Here is a 17,244-nt window from a genome sequence, read left to right on the forward strand (position 1 = left end):
CGTGTCGCGAGCTTGTTCGCCAAAGACGGCCATCAGACCGAGCTACTGGCTGCTCTGGCAGACCTGATTGCCGATACGCGCCGCGAAGCGGGCTGCATTCGTTACGAGCTCAATATCAGCCGCGATGAGCCACGCCGCATGACTTTTGTCGAAAAATTTGTCGACCTTACCGCTTTTGAGCAGCACTGCGCCAAACCGGCCATTCAACATTATTTCCACCACATCATGCCGCAATGGGTTGAGTCGTATCAGGTGGAAACCTATCACCAAGTGATCGCCTAAAAAAAACCGCCGTGCGAAATCAATCGCACGGCGGTTTTAATGGGATGCCTCAACCTTAGATCTGCACCTCGACCTGCTGGCCAACCACCCGAACGGCAAAGCTTTCAATTGAGCGCTCGCTGCTTTCATAGCAAACACCATCGCGCAAACGAAAACGCTGTTTTTTCAATGGACTAGCCACCCATAGCTCGCCGTCGTGTTCAACCGTCAAACCACGCGATAACACGCTGGCCCCAGCAAACGGGTCAATATTATCCAGCGCAAACACTTGCTCATCGGCATACGGCCGAAAAATCGCCACCTGCCGCTCGCCCACTAAGGCACACACCCCAGTACCCGGAAAAATGGCATTCAAATCACAGACTGTATTCCAATTCATTATTCTCTCCTTACGCTCACCAATCAGTGCGGACGCGTCGAATTCAAATCGACATCGACGCCCCACTGCTGAGCGATCTTGCGCCTTAAATAATCGCCTTAATGGCAATGACCTTGCGCTCGTTCAATTGCGCTGGACGAACTTGCTCGCGCACCGGCACAAATTGCACATTCGGGTCGTGCGCTTCGCTATTAATAAAGTGTGAAAAACGCGCCAATTGATCGGCATCGCTCAACGTGGCTTGCCATTCGCATTGATATTGATTACGGATGGTCGCCAAATCACTTTCTAATTGTTCGGCAATCCCCAGCTTGTCGTCAACAATCACCGAGCGCAGATAATCCACACCGCCTTCCATGCTTAATAACCAGCTGGCCGTACGTTGCAATTTATCGGCAGTCGTCACGTAAAACATCATAAAGCGATCGAGATAGCGCAATAAGGTTTCGCGATCTAAATCAGACGCCAGTAAATCGGCATGGCGCGGTTTCATCCCGCCATTGCCACATACATATAAATTCCAACCCGCGTCCGTGGCGATAATACCAACGTCTTTACCCTGCGCTTCAGCGCATTCGCGGGTACAGCCGGACACGCCAAATTTCATTTTATGCGGCGTGCGAATTCCTTTGTAACGATGCTCAAGATCAACGCCCAAGCCCACACTGTCTTGCACGCCAAAACGGCACCAAGTGCTGCCGACACAGGTTTTCACCATGCGTAATGACTTGGCATACGCTTGGCCAGTTTCAAAACCAGCGTCGATCAAGCGCGACCAAATCACGGGTAAATCGCCTTTGTGCGCGCCAAACAAACCAATGCGTTGCGCACCAGTAACTTTGGTATACAGCCCGTAGTCTTTGGCCACCGCCGCCAATGCCATCAAGCCTTCTGGCGTCACCTCGCCACCGGCCATCCGTGGAATCACCGAATACGTACCGTCTTTTTGCATATTGCCCAAAAACACATCATTGGTGTCTTGCAATGGCGTATTGGCTGGCGACAGCACATAGTCGCCCCACGCACTGGCCAAAATCGAGCCTATGGTCGGTTTACACGTTTCACAGCCATAGCCATGCCCAAACTGGGCGATCGCTTCGTCAAAGGTTTTTACGCCAGCAACTTTAATGAGGTGATACAAATCTTGCCGTGAATGCGGGAAATGCGCGCATAAATGATTTTTAACTTCAACGCCATTGCGCGCCAATTCGGCATTGAGCACCTGACTAATCAATGGCACACAGCCGCCACAACCGGTACCTGCGCCCGTTTCGGCCTTAATCGCTGCTAGCGTGTGATGCCCCGCCGCAACGGCATCGGCAATTTTTTGTTTACTCACATCAAAACACGAGCAAATCACTGCGGATGCTGGCAAAGCATCCACGCCCAAAGCCGGTTTGGCCCCAGCATAAGCAGGCAAAATCAATGCGTCTGGATGCTCTGGCACCGGCATCGCGTTCAGCATCATTTGCAATAATTGGCCGTAATCATCCACGTCACCAATCAGCACCGCGCCCAATAGCACGCTGCCATCTTGTGAGACGACGATTTTTTTATAAATCCCAGCTTGATCGTCTTGGAATACATAGCTATGGCAACCGGGCGTGCGCCCTTGCGCGTCACCAATACTACCAACGGAAACGCCCAATAATTTTAATTTGGCGCTCATATCGGCGCCGGTAAAGGCATTGTCACGGCCCAATAAATGATCAACCGCCACTTGCGCCATTTTGTAACCCGGCGCGACTAGACCAAAATACTGCCCCTGCCATGCTGCGCACTCACCAACGGCATAAATATCCGCGTTTGACGTTTGGCAGTGATCATTAATCACCACGCCACCACGCTCGGCGACTTCTAGCTGGCCATAGCGTGCCAAATTGTCTTGCGGGCGAATCCCGGTCGAAAACACAATCACATCGGCGTCTAAATGACTGCCATCAGCAAACACCAAGCGATGCGCAGCGTGTTGCCCGCCATGCATTTGAATATCGCTGGTGTTTTTACCGGTATGCACCGTTACACCCATCGCGGTAATTTTACGGCGCAGCATTTCGCCGCCCATACGGTCGAGCTGTTCGGCCATCAACACCGGCGCATATTCAACCACGTGCGTTGCCAAGCCCAAGGCTTTGAGCGCACCTGCGGCCTCCAAGCCCAATAAACCACCACCAATCACCACCCCACTTTTGGCTGATTTGGCAGCGTCTTCAATCGCATCCAAATCATCAATGGTGCGATACACAAAGCATTCATGATGCGCGCTGCCTTGAATCGGCGGCACCCACGGATACGAGCCCGTCGCCAGCACCAGCTTGTCATACGCGAGAGATTGGCCTTTATTGGTCAGCACTACTTTTTGCGCTGAATCGATATGCTTCACCGCCTCGCCGACGCAAACTTTAATGCCGTTTTTTTCAAAAAAGCCCGGTTTCACCAAAGACAAATCTTCATCGGTGTGGTGCGAAAAATAAGATGACAAATGCACCCGGTCATACGCCGTTCTCGACTCAGCACACAGTACCGTGATGTCAAAATCAGCGGCATTGCCTTTATCGCACAGCTCTTCTAAAAACCGGTGTCCCACCATCCCGTTGCCCACGACAACGATACGCGTTTTCGTCATTTCTTACTCCTCACACCCCATCATCGGGTGAATTCAATCCATCACAATCGACTCGCACAACGCCCTATCAGCGCCGTACATCTATTGGTGATGCTCAGATTTTGTATTGATCATGGCTAAAGTATCGCGGCATTCCCTCTCCCTTGATGGGAGAGGGCGTAGGGTGAGGGTGAAACTACGGCGTGCAGCTCAACACCCCCATCCCAGCCTTCCCCCATCAAGGGGGAAGGAGCTACAGCCCCGCGACTCAAGCGCTGGCGATTTAACGTATCAACACCCAACTTGAACATCGTACATCTATATAATCTATACAATGTATTGCCTTCTAGAGCTTCAAACACAAAGCCTAGATGGCAATACCTACTAGCAAGGCAATTCAGCTTTTGGGCTAGCGTAATAACGCCAAGTCATCCACACGCAGCTCACATAAAAAGCAATAAACGCGTACAAGGCTAATTCGGGACCGCCACTGGCTTGCATCGACAAACCAAAGCTTTGCGGAATAAAGAAACCACCATACGCACCAATCGCACTGATAAAGCCCGCTGCTGCCGCTGATTCTTGCATCCCACCCAAGCGCGCTGCTTTTTGTGCGGTTTCATCATTGCCCTTGGCTTCACGCATTCTCAGCGTGGCAAAAATCGTTGGGATCATCTTATACGTCGAGCCATTGCCCAAACCGGCAAAGGTAAACAGCAATAAAAACATGGCAAAAAAGCCTGGCCAAGAACCACCGCTTAACTGCCCATCGACGCCCAACTCAGGCAAAAATGCCAACACGCCCAACACCGCACATGCCATGCCAATAAACACACCTAGCGTAACCTTAGCGCCGCCGATTTTGTCGGAAATAATACCGCCAACTGGGCGAATTAATGCCCCGATCAACGGTCCTAAAAAGGCATATTTCATAACAGCAACATCGGGAAACAAGGACTTAGTCAGCAAGGCAAAAGCACCCGCAAAGCCAATAAAACTGCCAAAAGTACCGATATACAACCAGCACATTAGCCAGTTGTGTTTGCGGCGAAAAATCACCGCTTGCTGAGCAAACGACGAGCGCGCATCAGCAATATCATTCATGCCAAACCAAGCTGCCACTGATGCAATCGCAATCAACGGCACCCACATAAAGCCCGCGTTTTGTAACCACAGCGATTGCGCTGCGCCTTCTTTGAGATAGCTTTGCGCCTCGCCGCCAAAAGCGCCAAACAAGGGCAAAGTGATCGCCAACGGAATCAATAATTGCGCCAAAGAAACGCCCAAATTCCCAAAGCCGGCGTTCAAACCATTGGCCGAACCTTTTTTTGCCGTCGGGAAAAAATAAGCAATATTGGCCATCGAGCTAGCAAAATTGCCGCTACCCAAACCGCACAGCAACGCAATCACCAGTAGCTCGGTGTAAGAAGTCGTTGGATCTTGCACCGCAAAGCCCAGCCACAGCGCCGGAATCAACAACAGCGCGGTTGAAATCGCTGTCCATTTACGCCCACCAAACCGCGCTGGCATAAACGAATAAAAAATCCGCAGCGTGGCACCCGACAATTGCGGCAACGCCGTCAACATAAACAACTGCTCTTTACTAAAACTAAAGCCAGCAGAATTTAAATTCAGCGCCACCACACTCCACAGCACTGAAATCACAAAACCCAAAGTCAAACAGGGAATCGAAATCGCCAAATTGCGCTTGGCCACCGACTGACCTTGCTCTTGCCAAAACACCGGATTTTCCGGCTCCCAACGCGTTAACACCGCACTTTTTGCCATGATTTTTTTCCTTTCATTTGCCAGCCGCACCTATACATCCAGCGGTATGCGGCCAACTATACGGCAAAAAAAAAGCGCCCCACGGGCGCAACTAGCAAAATCCTACCTCTAAAGCAATAGACAAAATCCACCAAAAATCCGCCCTTGCTCACAACACAAGCCATATCGCCATATGCCCACAACATAAGCTAGCGATACGGGCCACTCAGCCCGACACCGCGACCTTGCCGCCTACCTCAATAGAGATAGAGCCGCAATAATTAACAACTTCAATTCCTTTGATTATTCGCAAGTTCATTGTGAGCAAACCCGAGCTTAACTGCGCGCAGCGTTCGCTGCATCAGTCGATTTCGGGCAAGCACAACCGTATAAGGACAAGGCATGCCCTCGCTCGACGCCAATCCATGATGTACAACCATTCAGCAAGCAGACTATCCTGCCAGCTTAGCTAAATCGACGTTGCCTGTGCCATACACACTGGCTTTTTGGCCAATCTAGATCGCTACTGGGTAGTCTTTACCATTGAATTTCAGATACGGTTTACGCCGAACGCGTTAGCCGGCCAGCGAAAACACGATACTAAAAAGGTATATCAACACAAGCTATATAAATAAAATTTTGTATTAATATACCTTAATAAAAATGCCTAACTCCTCCGGTGCGAGCTATTTCACTGCTCAATTACCACTTGTCTTTATCATCCGCAAACACATCTTTTGGTGCCTTCTGTGTGCCCGTGGTTTTTTTCGTAGTTGCCGTTTTAACGCTGGAGGCGCTAGAGGCGCTAGCGGCGGGCGTTTTGCTCGTTAACTCGCGCAGTTGCAAACCACCGGGCTGAATCTGCTCAAGTGGCATGCGAATGTTTTCCAAACGCCCTTGCGACATAGTTGGCCCCACTTTGTCGATAATCACTTCGCAGCAATCATATTCAGTTCGCCCCAACGATTGGCCGGTTTGTGGGTCTTTAATTTCTTGCCCCATCGATACCAATTGGTAACGCGCGCCCACTTGCACCGATTGTCCACCTTGGCTGAGCACCACATTATTGCCATCGCGTGAAGCGACGGTAATCGGAAAAGTACGAACCAAAATCGCACTGACCACTCGCGCTACCATTTGTGTTTCTAAGTTTTGTTTGGCTTGGCTTAAATCTAGCTTTTGATTGAAATCGCCTTGCAAAATATTCGATAGCTGCACTTGCCGCGTCGCAACATTAATCACGCGCTGCGATAAGGCCCAAGTGCCTTGATTATTTTGGTAATTAAATGCATCAATTTTGCCGGTCCAAACTAAATCAGCACTGATCGCTTGACTCATTTTCGAGCGCTCGGCCGACGGCGCCTGCCCCGATGCAATCATGTCCATTTCTTGCTCGATATCTGCGCCAAGCTCACGATCTAATACCGAAAACCGCCCAGTATTGGTCAACGCATCCAAAATCCGTTGGCGAATCGCTTCGGCCACCGCAGTCGATGGCACCGCCACACCTGCCACTTTGAATGAATCGGTATCAACGCGGATTTCGCCAACAACGATTTTTAATTTTTTGCTCTCTGCTGCAGGCGCATTAAATTTGGTGATATCGGCTTCAATATTGGCGGTGTACATGCCACCTGCGGCGACAGGCGCATCCAATTTAATGACTTTAAAGCGACTAACCACACCGCCTGATTGCTGTGCCACATATTCAGAAAACGCTGTCGCTTGCAATTGCGCCGCATCTTTACCAATAGCTAAGGCTAGCGTCGATTTAAACTGTTCCGAGCTCATATCAACGGCGACGCCATTCACTTGCTTAATGGCCATTTTGATCGCTTCATCCACCGCGGCTGCGGCTGTTGGGCCCACACCGGTGGCAGTGGTTTTTTCTGTGCTTAGTTTGCCTGCATCTGGTAAAGCCGCAACCGGCGCCGTTGGCTGAGCCTGCACCGCAGATGCGGCCGCTGGCGGCGCTTCATCTTTAAAGCATGCCGTCAGTAGCAATGCTGAACCAAGCAGCGCCAAACAATAAGATAATTTCATTGCCATCCCTTCAATAAAAAATCCCGCACTTAAGCGGGATAAAACGTTGCTTCTCGGCTTAAAGTGCTTTGGTTGCGTCAGCGGGTACCGGAATGTCATTGCTCTTGGCAAAACTCACCGAACTGCCCAATGTGTCGTACAAGTTTTTACTATTAGCTGGAAAACTTTTAACGATGTAAACGCCAGAATTCAATTTAGTCAGCATCATGGGCGAAATCGATGTGAGTGAGCTTTTAAACGCGCTAAACTTTGTGGCCATCCCTGCGTATTTCAAAACACCTTTACCCAAAGAGCCCAAGCCCGATGCGTATTCTTTCTTGGCCGCCTCATCCATCGTATTGCCGACCACTTTTTGGCGCTCAGTAATCGCCTTTGACACGTCACTTTGTACGGTATCGGCTTTGCTTAAATTGTCTTTAGTCGCGCCCGAACTAAGCGCATCGGCCTCCGCTTTGGCTAAGGCGGCAGCTTCTTTTGCCCCTAGCGCATTGGCCATTTTATATTGCGCCAACAAGACTTCTTTATTTGCGGCTATGTAGGCATTGACCAGTTCATCTTGCTGGGCAACCGCATCACCGCCACCGCTGCCAGAATCGGTGGCTTTACTCACCAAATCAAACACACCGGCTTGCGCCGAAAGTGGCAAGCTGGCTGCTAATAAAATACTTATCATTAAAATTGATTTACGCACCGTTACTTCCTTTTTTTAAATAGAGAAACCGACTTACATCACACCGGCATTGTTCATTTGACTCAGTAATTCTCGCGCTACTTTTTCAGCGGCATTTTTAAGCGCATTGGTTTGCGCTTCTTCTTCGGTTGGGCCTAAACCCGCCACTTGAATCGGACCTACTTCAGCCTTGGTTTCTGGCATAGAGTCGCTCACATCGAGCAACTTTCCCGTCGCGGCGACAGACACACGGAATAGACCCGTTGCAGCATCGGTATCGCTTAAGCGCACATCTAATGTGCCGTAGGCGATATAAGGTACTTTGGCATTTTGCAAGCCCATCGCAACGTCGCGCTCGGTTTGCGGTTGTAAGTCATTACCCGATTTAAAGTCATTTTCAACCGATTTAATTTTGAACAAACCTTTACTCGCAGGCTCAAGATAAGCCGCATCGATCACCTTATAACCAGCACCAGCAAATACACCGTTAAATACACTCTTTAGATAAGTACTCGGAAAAACTGCGTAGGTTTTTTTTGTTGCCTTACGTGTGGTGCTACCACCTGATTCTTCGGACGCCCGATATTCAGCCGAGTTTTTACCACTTTTGGCTTTTCCTTTTACTTCTACGGTTTTGTAAACACGATCATCAAAGCTTTGAGCGCTATCGGTTTGGCGAGAAACAAACACAAACGTTAATTTTGATTTATCCCCTTTGGCTGCTTGCGCTACGACCGAGGATGATTTGCTGGCATTACGCAATTGCGACACATTGAGCGTCGCGCGGACCGTGATCGAGTATTGCTTCATATCCGGTTTATCTTCTTCGCTCAAAATCACCGTTTCCAAAATATAGCGATCTGGATCGGCTTTAATTTTGGCGCGAATCGCATCCAAACCTTCAGACTGCGCATCACCCGCTTCGGCATAATACTTATCCACGGCTTTGAGCTGTGCCAAGGCCATCGCTTTGGCTTTGTCTTCTGGGCTCACCTTTGAGCTCATTAATGAAGTTTCATATTTAATGGTCGCTTGACCTTTGGCCGTCGCCGTTTCGGCCTGCGCCGTTACGCCAAGGAGCAGCAAGAAAGAAATTAAAAATAGACGAATTATTTGCATGATTTTAAGAGCTCTTGGGTCGATGTAATTTGTTGGGCAATATTGGGGCTGGCAGTCGATGATTTAAGCCAATCGGATTTATTACCGGCTAAGTTATCCGACAACTTCACGAACAAACCTTTGATTGCGTCGTAATACGCAGGAAAGTCATCAGTAGTGTCTTGCGAAGCGGGCACCAATTTGACTTCGCCATTTTTGAAGTCGGCCTCTAAATAAACTCGGTTTGAGGTTGGCTCTTGAATTTTGATATTGCTGTACGCGCCATAAATGTAGCTGGCACCACTGGACGATTCGCCGCTTTTGATTTTTTTAAAGCGCGGGATTTGCAAAGCAATGGTGTAATCAGGCTCAGGCAGCTTGAGCATATACACATCGCCATCTGCAATTCGCATCGACATCACACTACCAATGGCATGACCTTTGGCATATGGCAATAAGGGAATGCCTGTTTTGCTCGACAGACTTTCAGAAAATAAATCAGCAGCCCAGGTTTCTGCCACACCAGGCGTTTTTAATTCATCCGGCATCAGCTCACGCGCTTCATCCCCAATTTTTACCTGATTGACTTGCACAAAACGCGGCACATTATTGGGAATACTGGCCTTGCTGACGATATCGGTAAATCGCGCTAAGATCCCCGCTTTACCTTGTTCGCCGTAATACACCGATCGAAAACGCTCTGCCATTTCAGCTGGCGAAGGGTAATGGTCAATCACATCCAAATGCGTAAAGCTAAACGGGTAAGCGCGCACGACAGTCATTGTTTTGAAGTCAAAAAACATCGCTTGCGCGCGAACTTGCGTGAGTAATTTTGCTACATCGCCAAATCGTTCCGCAGAAACAGTTTCACCTGTAATCACCAACGCCACCACGATCGCTTGATCTTGGCCTTTTAATTCACTGAGCGCGCCTTGCTGCAGCGTGAAATTGGTTGGCTGGTTTTGGGCTAAAGCTTGTGCCAGTTGCTTATTGAGTGAATTGCCTGCTGCAGATTGCGTCAATTCGAGCTGTTTGCTAAACGGAAAGCGCGTCGCTATCGACTTGCTATCCCCCGAATAGGCCAAGCCCGCCAATGTAACAGTCGCCGCTAATCCCCATGCTGGAGTCAAGAAAAGAGCAACAAGAAGGACTGGATAAAAAAATTTGAATTGCATTGAGTAGATCTCACACCAATAAAATGACACCGACATGTGCGGGCAGGTGCGGATACTACACTAAATCATTACCAAAAAAGTAAGTTTTTAGAAAATTTAAGATAAGTTAGTAAGTTGAAGCTTGACTGCACTCACTAACCCTAGCAGCAGCCCTCAATATTCAGCGAAGCTACATCAAAACTAAACATCTTCATGATTCGCCATTTGCGCCGACTCAATCACGCTCACCCCGGGCGCGGCGCTGAGTGCCGCTGCTAACATGGTCGCGGCGACGCGCTCAACTTTCACCGCCCGCCACGCTGCCGGAATACAGCCAGCAAAATGCCGATTGAGCCATAAGCCAAATTCTTCGGCACGGCGTCGATCGGGGCGAACGCCAGCATCGAGCAAAGACGGCCGAACAATGGTCAAAGAGCGAAAGCCCAAGGCGCGCACATCGCGTTCAGCCTCGCCCTTGGTGCGCAGGTACAAACCACTAGCCTGTGCATTGGCGCCCAATGAAGAATTTAACACCAAGGTCGGAGTTGCCGCATGATGCAAGTACTGGGCGGCCTGCAATACATAGTCGTAATCAACGCGCCGAAATGCCGCCGCCGAGCCAGCGATTTTGCGCGTTGTGCCCAGTACACAGAGTGCCGCATCCACCTGCCACCATGCCGCGTCATTCGGTAGCGCGTCAAAATCGACAATCGGATTTTGTAATTTAATATGCGCCGTTAAAGCGCGCCGTGTCGGCGCAATCACCCGCGCCACATCAGCGTGCGCCAAAGCCTGCTGTAATAACTGCTGACCGACTGCGCCAGTTGCCCCTAAAATCAACAGCGTTTTTTGCATCTATCCAACCTCAATCACTCAAACCCACAGGCGCGTTAGTCACGCCACGCCGTTTTATCGACGCGACCCACACCAAATACAGCGCCGCTGCTACAGTGCGGCGCTACCCCCATCAAACCAACGAATTAAATTGACGTGCATTCCAAGTAAGAAACTCGGACGGGCGCAGGCCATATCTGGCTAATACGCCCTCGTGTAAACGTCGCAACTCTTCAATAATCAATGCCTGCACCGCGCCTCGTTCCGATTCAGGGACAACAGCACCAACCGTTTGCTCAATCACGGTCAGTGCATCCAGTTCGGGCTGAGTCACTACCTCACGAATTGTTTTTTTGATCAGATCTCGCCACGCCAATCGAGCGGGGTCAGGCTCAGCCAATTCTTGCTTAATTGCCAAGTATTCCTGAGTTGATCGCTCATAAGCCCAAACATACAGATCACGCAATAATTCAATCCGAGTCATTTCATACACACCTAGCGTAGCTCGGCTGTAGGCCTGCTCAGGTACGTCCAAAAAAGTCAGAGGGCAAAGATTAGCGCGAAATAGTGGCAAGTTTGCGGCAAGCCGCGAAGTGCGTTTGTTGATATCAGCAAACGGCTGCAAGTAAGGCAAATGCACCATCATAAAAAATGATTGCTCAAATGGATCGGATATCCGATTGGCTTTGGCGAGCAACACCTCAAGCGCATCTTCGATTTGCTGCGGAGTCGATAAAGGACGATAAACGCTTTGGCCAATATCAACCGCATGCTGGCGTATGCGGCCTTCATCGGCTGGATTGGGTAGCAAATTTTCTGATAAGGCACTATGCAAATTCATCAGCATGTAGCGGTTAAATTGTGCCTCTGCAATATTCTCAACCATCAATTCGATAGCGGTTTTGTGATTCAAAATCATCTGCGTTTCAATCGTACCCTTACCTTGCGCCACTTTGCCATGTTCAATGAGCTCACGCGTATCCCGCCGAGAATAGGTATTACCCTCTAAATGACTCGATGCCCATGACAAGTCGATCAGTAAACGGCTCAGAATTGCACGACTGTAAGTGCCTGCCGGCGCATCAGCTTGGGCCGTTTTACCGATCTGATGCAATTGGCGACGCAAAGACTCAGAAAGGTAGAAGGTTTCATTCGGAATGTACGCATCAAGAAAATCTCGCTGATACCCCACGGGTTTGCGTGCTTCTAATGGACTATTGATGTACGCAACAATATCTCGACTATCTGCAGACAAAGGAATAAAGCGAGGGAATTCAACCTCAGAATGATTGAGTTGCGTGACATGATTTGCATAGTAGCGCCGAGCACGCCCCTCGCCTACCGCTACGATTTGACCTTCTTGAATCAATTTATTGATCAAGCGCTGCGCAGTTCGACGCGCCACTGCAGGGTGCTCCCCAAGTAGCTCTGCCAAACTCAAACCCTGCGCACTGGCCTGAATACTACGCATTAGATTCGCCGTGGAAGACATTATTTTATGGCGCCATTTGTGCATACAATGGCGCAATTATGGCGCAGTTAGCAAAACTGCGCCACATTACTGGCGCAGTTTTATGCTCTCGGGCTCACTCCAGCTCTGTGCTGTTTTTTACTTGGGCTTGCTTTGCATTATTGCCATTGCTGTATTTAATTTTGAGCGCTTGAATCGCTAGCCCAATGCCGCACGCCTATCGGGATGATCGTTAATGCTTGCCATGACCTGGCCTTAGCAGCTTTTCATCAACACCATCATGGCCAATTGATCAAACTCAAATTAAATCAATAATTTCAAGCAATTACAGCACTTCGTAGAGCACAAAAAATCTTAATTTTCCACTTATCAGCGTTCATTAAAAATTACGCAAACAGGCTTACATACTTACCATCCCAATCAAAACGCAAAATTTCAAATACTAGTTGACGCTAGCAAAATACACGATAAAATCAATTTTAATTTTTTACGTTTTGTGGGGTTAGCTATGGCAAGAATCAGAATTCCAAAACCTTTTGCTGATCTCTTAGCAGAGGCCTCGCACTCACACGAGGATTTATTTTCTTATTTAGGAAAATACGGCGCGACCGATTCTGAAGGTAGGTACCTGCACTGGGATAAATTCATCTGGCGTTTACCTAAAAGTGAATCAGAAAATTTCGCATGGATAGCTACAAAATTTGCTAGAAAAACGCTATCTAAAGCCTTACCTCTTCTTCAAGCAGACAAAGAAGGTAGCCACTTTAGCTACTGCATCCCAGAATCTTTGTTTGCACAACTTCATCATCTCGATAAGACGACAGGTGGCGGACATGCAATTGGCGATGGCTCTTTCATCACAGCCAAAGAAAAAGATCGGTATCTAGTCAAAAGTCTTATTATGGAAGAAGCAATCACTTCATCTCAACTTGAAGGCGCTTCAACTACACGGAAAGTCGCCAAAGAGATGCTAGAAACTAGCAGGCCACCAAAAGATAAGTCAGAACAAATGATTTTTAATAATTATTTACTAATGAAAAAAGCCGTAGAGAAAAAAGACGACAAACTTTCTATTGACTTGATATTAGAGTTACATGAAATAGCAACATTTAATGCGATTGACAATGAAGCAATTCCCGGTGAGTTGCGGAAAGACAATGAAATCACCGTTTCTAATCTTTACAACGAAACCGCACATACTCCACCCTGCTTTAACACTCTAAAAGATAGACTTTTGTCTCTATGTGAATTTGCAAACGAGAATCATAACGGAAAAAGCAGCAATGATTTTATTCACCCTTTGGTTAAAGCAATAACCTTGCATTTTATGATGGGTTATATTCATCCGTTTGGTGATGGCAATGGTAGAGCTGCAAGAGCTTTATTTTATTGGTACATGCTACGCTCTGGATATTGGTTATTTGAATATGTTTCTATCAGCAAGCTTATTCAAGAAAAAAGAAGTGATTATGATACCGCGTATATATATACAGAATCAGATGATTTTGATTTAACCTATTTTATTTACCATCAAGTTGATATTGTCATCAAGGCCGTTAGCTCTCTTCATGAACATATAGATGCTAAAAAAAATGAATTTTATGAATTTATGGAATGGGTTGAGAAAAGCCCTATGTCTAAAAATCTAAAAAGAGGTCAACTTGAAATACTGAAAGATGCGGTTAAGCATCCAGGTAAGATTTTTACCTCAAAGCAAGCAGCTATGGACTTTGATATTAATGAAAATACGGCGCGAGCATATTTAAATGGGCTTGTTGATGACGATCTATTGGTTGCAACGAAAAGCAAAAAAGGCAAAGCGATTCTCTACTTAGCACCAGCCGGATTGAGAGAGCGCCTAAAAATCTAACAACCAGATCAAAATGGACGCCCGTCGAAAGTTGATGGGTTCAGCTTAAAATGGACGCCGAAGCTTGAGACAAATTCAGTTAGGCAATGATCCCAAAGATATTCGCTTAGGCCGACGTGATGGCTGTCGCGATTTAATTTTAGCGTCTGCAATCAAGGCCATTGCAGGCGCTTCCCCCCGAACTGTTGCGCCTCAGCGGCTGTTGTTCGCCGACTGAGCATAGTTTAGTCCGATTCGCTACAAGAGAACATTAACTGCTCGCTTGGCTGTGGCTAAATTAGAAAATCAAAGGGGTTAGACTCGATTGATTCCACGGAAAACTAGAAATCAATCGAGTCTGACCCCTTTGATTTGCCGCCCCCTTCGGTTTGCCAATAGGAGCGCAATGCCACTGCATGATCTTGATGGCATTTTGTTTGCTAATTGATTAACTTTTGTTCACGCGCTACAAGCCGCATTGGCATTGGGTTTGAGTGGCTTATCTACCGTTTATCCACAGCGTTAACCTCAGCTTTTGTGGATTTAAAATCCCTATCTAGCGCAAATTTAAGTGATGTTTTGGACTGCAAAGCTGCGCCTCATCAGCGTGCGGTGCGCCATTTTTTGCGCTCAAAATGCGGGTAATCTGGCGTTTTCCAGCGCCCGCCCCAAGCCAAACCGTGGCGCTCGCCAATTGGGCCTAGGCATAAATAAAAAGCCAATTCTCGGGCGGTATTGCCTGGCAGATAGTTGCCGTTCTCAAACACCCCCACATCCAGCGCCTCGGCGTCGCCATGCGGTGTGTCGGCCAAATCGGTATTGTGCGCGCTGTGCCTTACCCAAGTTACCTTACGCCCGGGCTTAGTTCGCCCTTGCGCGTACAAGGCATTTTGCTCAGATTGCGGCCGCCAAGTGCAAACCAAACGCACCGCCAGCGCCGGATTTTGCTGCTGCAAAGCGGCATTAGCCTCCGCCACAAACTGCTCAGCCAGCAAGCGAATACTGACATGCAAATCTTTGAGATCACGACTCGACATGATTTATCCCTATAAAAAAAGGCCAAATCAATAAATCAATCAACGCTGGTGGATTTACCACTGTTGAAATTGCTGGCCGGATTTTTTAAATAGCACTCAAAACCATTGCACGCCAAGTTGCCCAGCACCAAAGCTTGCCGCTGCCCATAAATAACAAGGAAACAAACCATGAATACCGCGTTCGCCCTGATGGCCTGCTACCAAAAACCACTTATCCCACTGGAAACCGTTGGCGCGGATTACCTTGGCCTAGGCAAACGCGAAGTCAACGAGCAAGCAGCCCGAAACAAACTGCCCTTCCTCGCCATCCGCCTCACCGACAGCGCCAAAGCCCCACGCTTCGTGCGCAGACCTCGCCAAAGAATCGACCAACAAGCCGAGCAGGCACAAAAAAGCTGGCAACGGAGCCAGCTTTAAATGATGCCACTAAACAAATTGGCCTGATACTTGCTCCACCAAAACATCAAGAAATGCTAGCGCAACTTAGACTCGGTTAATTCTTTTCCTGCGCACTCAAAATACAAGGAATTCATGGACTTATAGACTTCATCCAGTTCATCCAATGCATAATCTAGGAAACCGCTATCACGTATATCATGCGGATAAAATTGCTCATTATTTTTCTCGGCACACAGCCCATCAATCAAACCTTTTCTAATATGCTCCAAAAGTACCAAACCATCATATGACGCCTGAGTTAAACCAAATAAATGCCCATCAACCTCGGCAATATTAACAATTAGTTTTTCATGAAACTTATCATGCACCATTGGAATTGGGCAGCCAAAAGTGCTCTTTCCTTCTACCTCTGTAAGAATACAATCATCTATACCACGTTTAAGATACAAAAACTTTGCTTCTAAATGTTTTTCATTTTTTATATTAGAAATTATATCAACAAACTTATTATGCACCCAAAGATTCAATCTTAATTCATTAGAAAGTAGATTCTTACACGCTCGAATTTTCCTACGTCGCTCTAGCTTTCTTTTATTAAACTCCAATATCTCTTTTAAAAAAAATATCAAGACAGCAACTAAGACACCAAGTGGTATTAAATTTACATCACCTGCAGCCACACCTTTAACAAAAGAATTAAACGAAACTGTTTCTACAAAACGTAATGAAAATACAAACAACACAAACGCAAATGGCATCAAAAAAACCATAAAAGTCAAGCCTAGGAGTTCAGGTATCATATTTTTTAAAATTTTCTTAATTTTAATCTCCAACAAAAAGTCAACAGTCAGCTATATTATTGTAATGCACAATATCGAAAAAATAATAACACTTAAATTATCGACAACCACACGACTCATTTCGCATCATCGGTGCGACTGCTTCTCTATGCAAATCGAACAAAGTGATATTCGCAATCTCTAATAACACACAAACAGCTCAAATCGCGAGAGATTACAATATACAAATCACTCAAAAAAAACGTGAAGCTATCAATTCAATTTAAATAACAAAGGACTACTTTCTGCTCTTAATTATTAATATTCTATATCTATTTGCAATCTGAAACCCTCGATGTTGTACATACAGCACATAAAATTTAAAAAACAAACTCCTCTATCATCACCAATGATGATAGCTACTTAAATATTCATCCAGAATGATGACAAACTTATCTAACCAAAAAACAACCAACACTAGCAATATATTTGAAATTATTTCATTCTTCAAGGATGCCATTTTTTAAAATGACAAAACTCAATTCAAGAAAATAAATGACATCAGACTCGATTGATTTCTAATTTTCCGTGGAGTCAATCGAGTATAACCCCTTTGATTTGATAAGTAACAAGCCATATTTAATTAAAAATACTGGACTATTCTTTTTTTACTTAGGATCAACATTATTCATTTCAGGGCTATTCATTCGGTTATTCGATAAAGCCATACAAATCCATATAGCTAACCTCAATATCCAAAACATGCCACCAATCAGAAACTCAACTCCGGATATTTTAAATTCCCTGATCCCAGACAGTACAATCGAATTGATTTTTTCAGCGGAATTTGCAGCATATAGAATATGGATCGATCTCA

The 17,244-nt window shown here is 46.9% G+C and carries 14 protein-coding genes; 3 read left to right on the forward strand and 11 right to left on the reverse strand.

Going from position 1 to position 17,244, the window contains the following annotated elements:
- Nucleotides 1-282, forward strand: a 282-nt coding sequence (locus Q0V82_RS11595; RefSeq protein ID WP_297575882.1) for a putative quinol monooxygenase, incomplete at its 5' end; no start/stop codon positions are given.
- Between the two features lie 55 nt (nt 283-337).
- Here the strand turns inward: Q0V82_RS11595 and nirD are convergent.
- The 9 genes from nirD to Q0V82_RS11640 form a co-directional block, all read right to left on the reverse strand.
- Nucleotides 338-661: a nitrite reductase small subunit NirD gene (gene nirD / locus Q0V82_RS11600; protein WP_297575884.1), complete on the reverse strand. Its 324-nt coding sequence runs from the start codon at nt 659-661 to the stop codon at nt 338-340.
- An 85-nt stretch (nt 662-746) separates the two neighbouring features.
- The gene (nirB, locus tag Q0V82_RS11605) at nt 747-3,287 is read right to left on the reverse strand and encodes a nitrite reductase large subunit NirB (protein WP_297575886.1); all 2,541 of its coding nucleotides are present in this window, start codon (nt 3,285-3,287) and stop codon (nt 747-749) included.
- A 363-nt stretch (nt 3,288-3,650) separates the two neighbouring features.
- Nucleotides 3,651-5,054, reverse strand: coding sequence for a NarK family nitrate/nitrite MFS transporter (locus tag Q0V82_RS11610; RefSeq protein WP_297575888.1), 1,404 nt, complete (start codon nt 5,052-5,054; stop codon nt 3,651-3,653).
- 681 nt (nt 5,055-5,735) lie between these two features.
- Entirely contained in the window at nt 5,736-7,076 is a 1,341-nt protein-coding gene (locus tag Q0V82_RS11615; protein WP_297575890.1) for a CsgG/HfaB family protein, read from the reverse strand.
- A gap of 58 nt (nt 7,077-7,134) precedes the next feature.
- Complete coding sequence (locus Q0V82_RS11620; protein ID WP_297575892.1) at nt 7,135-7,767, reverse strand: hypothetical protein; 633 nt, start codon at nt 7,765-7,767, stop codon at nt 7,135-7,137.
- Between the two features lie 33 nt (nt 7,768-7,800).
- Nucleotides 7,801-8,865 (reverse strand): hypothetical protein, encoded by a 1,065-nt coding sequence (locus tag Q0V82_RS11625; protein ID WP_297575894.1) that lies wholly within the window; start codon nt 8,863-8,865, stop codon nt 7,801-7,803.
- The gene (locus Q0V82_RS11630; protein WP_297575896.1) at nt 8,856-9,974 is read right to left on the reverse strand and encodes a hypothetical protein; all 1,119 of its coding nucleotides are present in this window, start codon (nt 9,972-9,974) and stop codon (nt 8,856-8,858) included. Before Q0V82_RS11630 ends, Q0V82_RS11625 begins: the two co-directional genes overlap by 10 nt.
- 225 nt (nt 9,975-10,199) lie before the next feature.
- Entirely contained in the window at nt 10,200-10,853 is a 654-nt protein-coding gene (locus Q0V82_RS11635) for an NAD(P)H-binding protein (protein WP_297575898.1), read from the reverse strand.
- Nucleotides 10,854-10,965: 112 nt separating this feature from the next.
- On the reverse strand, nt 10,966-12,303 hold the full coding sequence (locus Q0V82_RS11640; protein ID WP_297575899.1) for a Fic family protein: 1,338 nt from the start codon (nt 12,301-12,303) through the stop codon (nt 10,966-10,968).
- A gap of 508 nt (nt 12,304-12,811) precedes the next feature.
- Between Q0V82_RS11640 and Q0V82_RS11645 the strand changes: the two genes are divergently transcribed.
- Complete coding sequence (locus Q0V82_RS11645; protein ID WP_297575901.1) at nt 12,812-14,173, forward strand: Fic family protein; 1,362 nt, start codon at nt 12,812-12,814, stop codon at nt 14,171-14,173.
- A 581-nt stretch (nt 14,174-14,754) separates the two neighbouring features.
- On the opposite strand, the gene Q0V82_RS11650 is transcribed toward Q0V82_RS11645, so the two are convergent.
- Nucleotides 14,755-15,189 carry a M15 family metallopeptidase gene (locus Q0V82_RS11650; protein WP_297575902.1) on the reverse strand — a complete coding sequence of 145 codons (435 nt, stop codon included), beginning with the start codon at nt 15,187-15,189 and terminating at the stop codon, nt 14,755-14,757.
- 168 nt (nt 15,190-15,357) lie between these two features.
- Here Q0V82_RS11650 and Q0V82_RS11655 point away from each other — a divergent pair, with 168 nt between their 5' ends.
- A complete protein-coding gene (locus Q0V82_RS11655) occupies nt 15,358-15,606 on the forward strand; it encodes a pyocin activator PrtN family protein (RefSeq protein ID WP_297575903.1) in 249 nt (82 codons plus the stop codon).
- Between the two features lie 56 nt (nt 15,607-15,662).
- Here Q0V82_RS11655 and Q0V82_RS11660 read toward each other — a convergent pair whose 3' ends face one another.
- Nucleotides 15,663-16,424 (reverse strand): hypothetical protein, encoded by a 762-nt coding sequence (locus tag Q0V82_RS11660; RefSeq protein WP_297575905.1) that lies wholly within the window; start codon nt 16,422-16,424, stop codon nt 15,663-15,665.
- Nucleotides 16,425-17,244: the final 820 nt, after the last annotated feature.

The sequence above is a fragment of the uncultured Deefgea sp. genome, assembly GCF_947072475.1.
Lineage (GTDB): Bacteria > Pseudomonadota > Gammaproteobacteria > Burkholderiales > Chitinibacteraceae > Deefgea.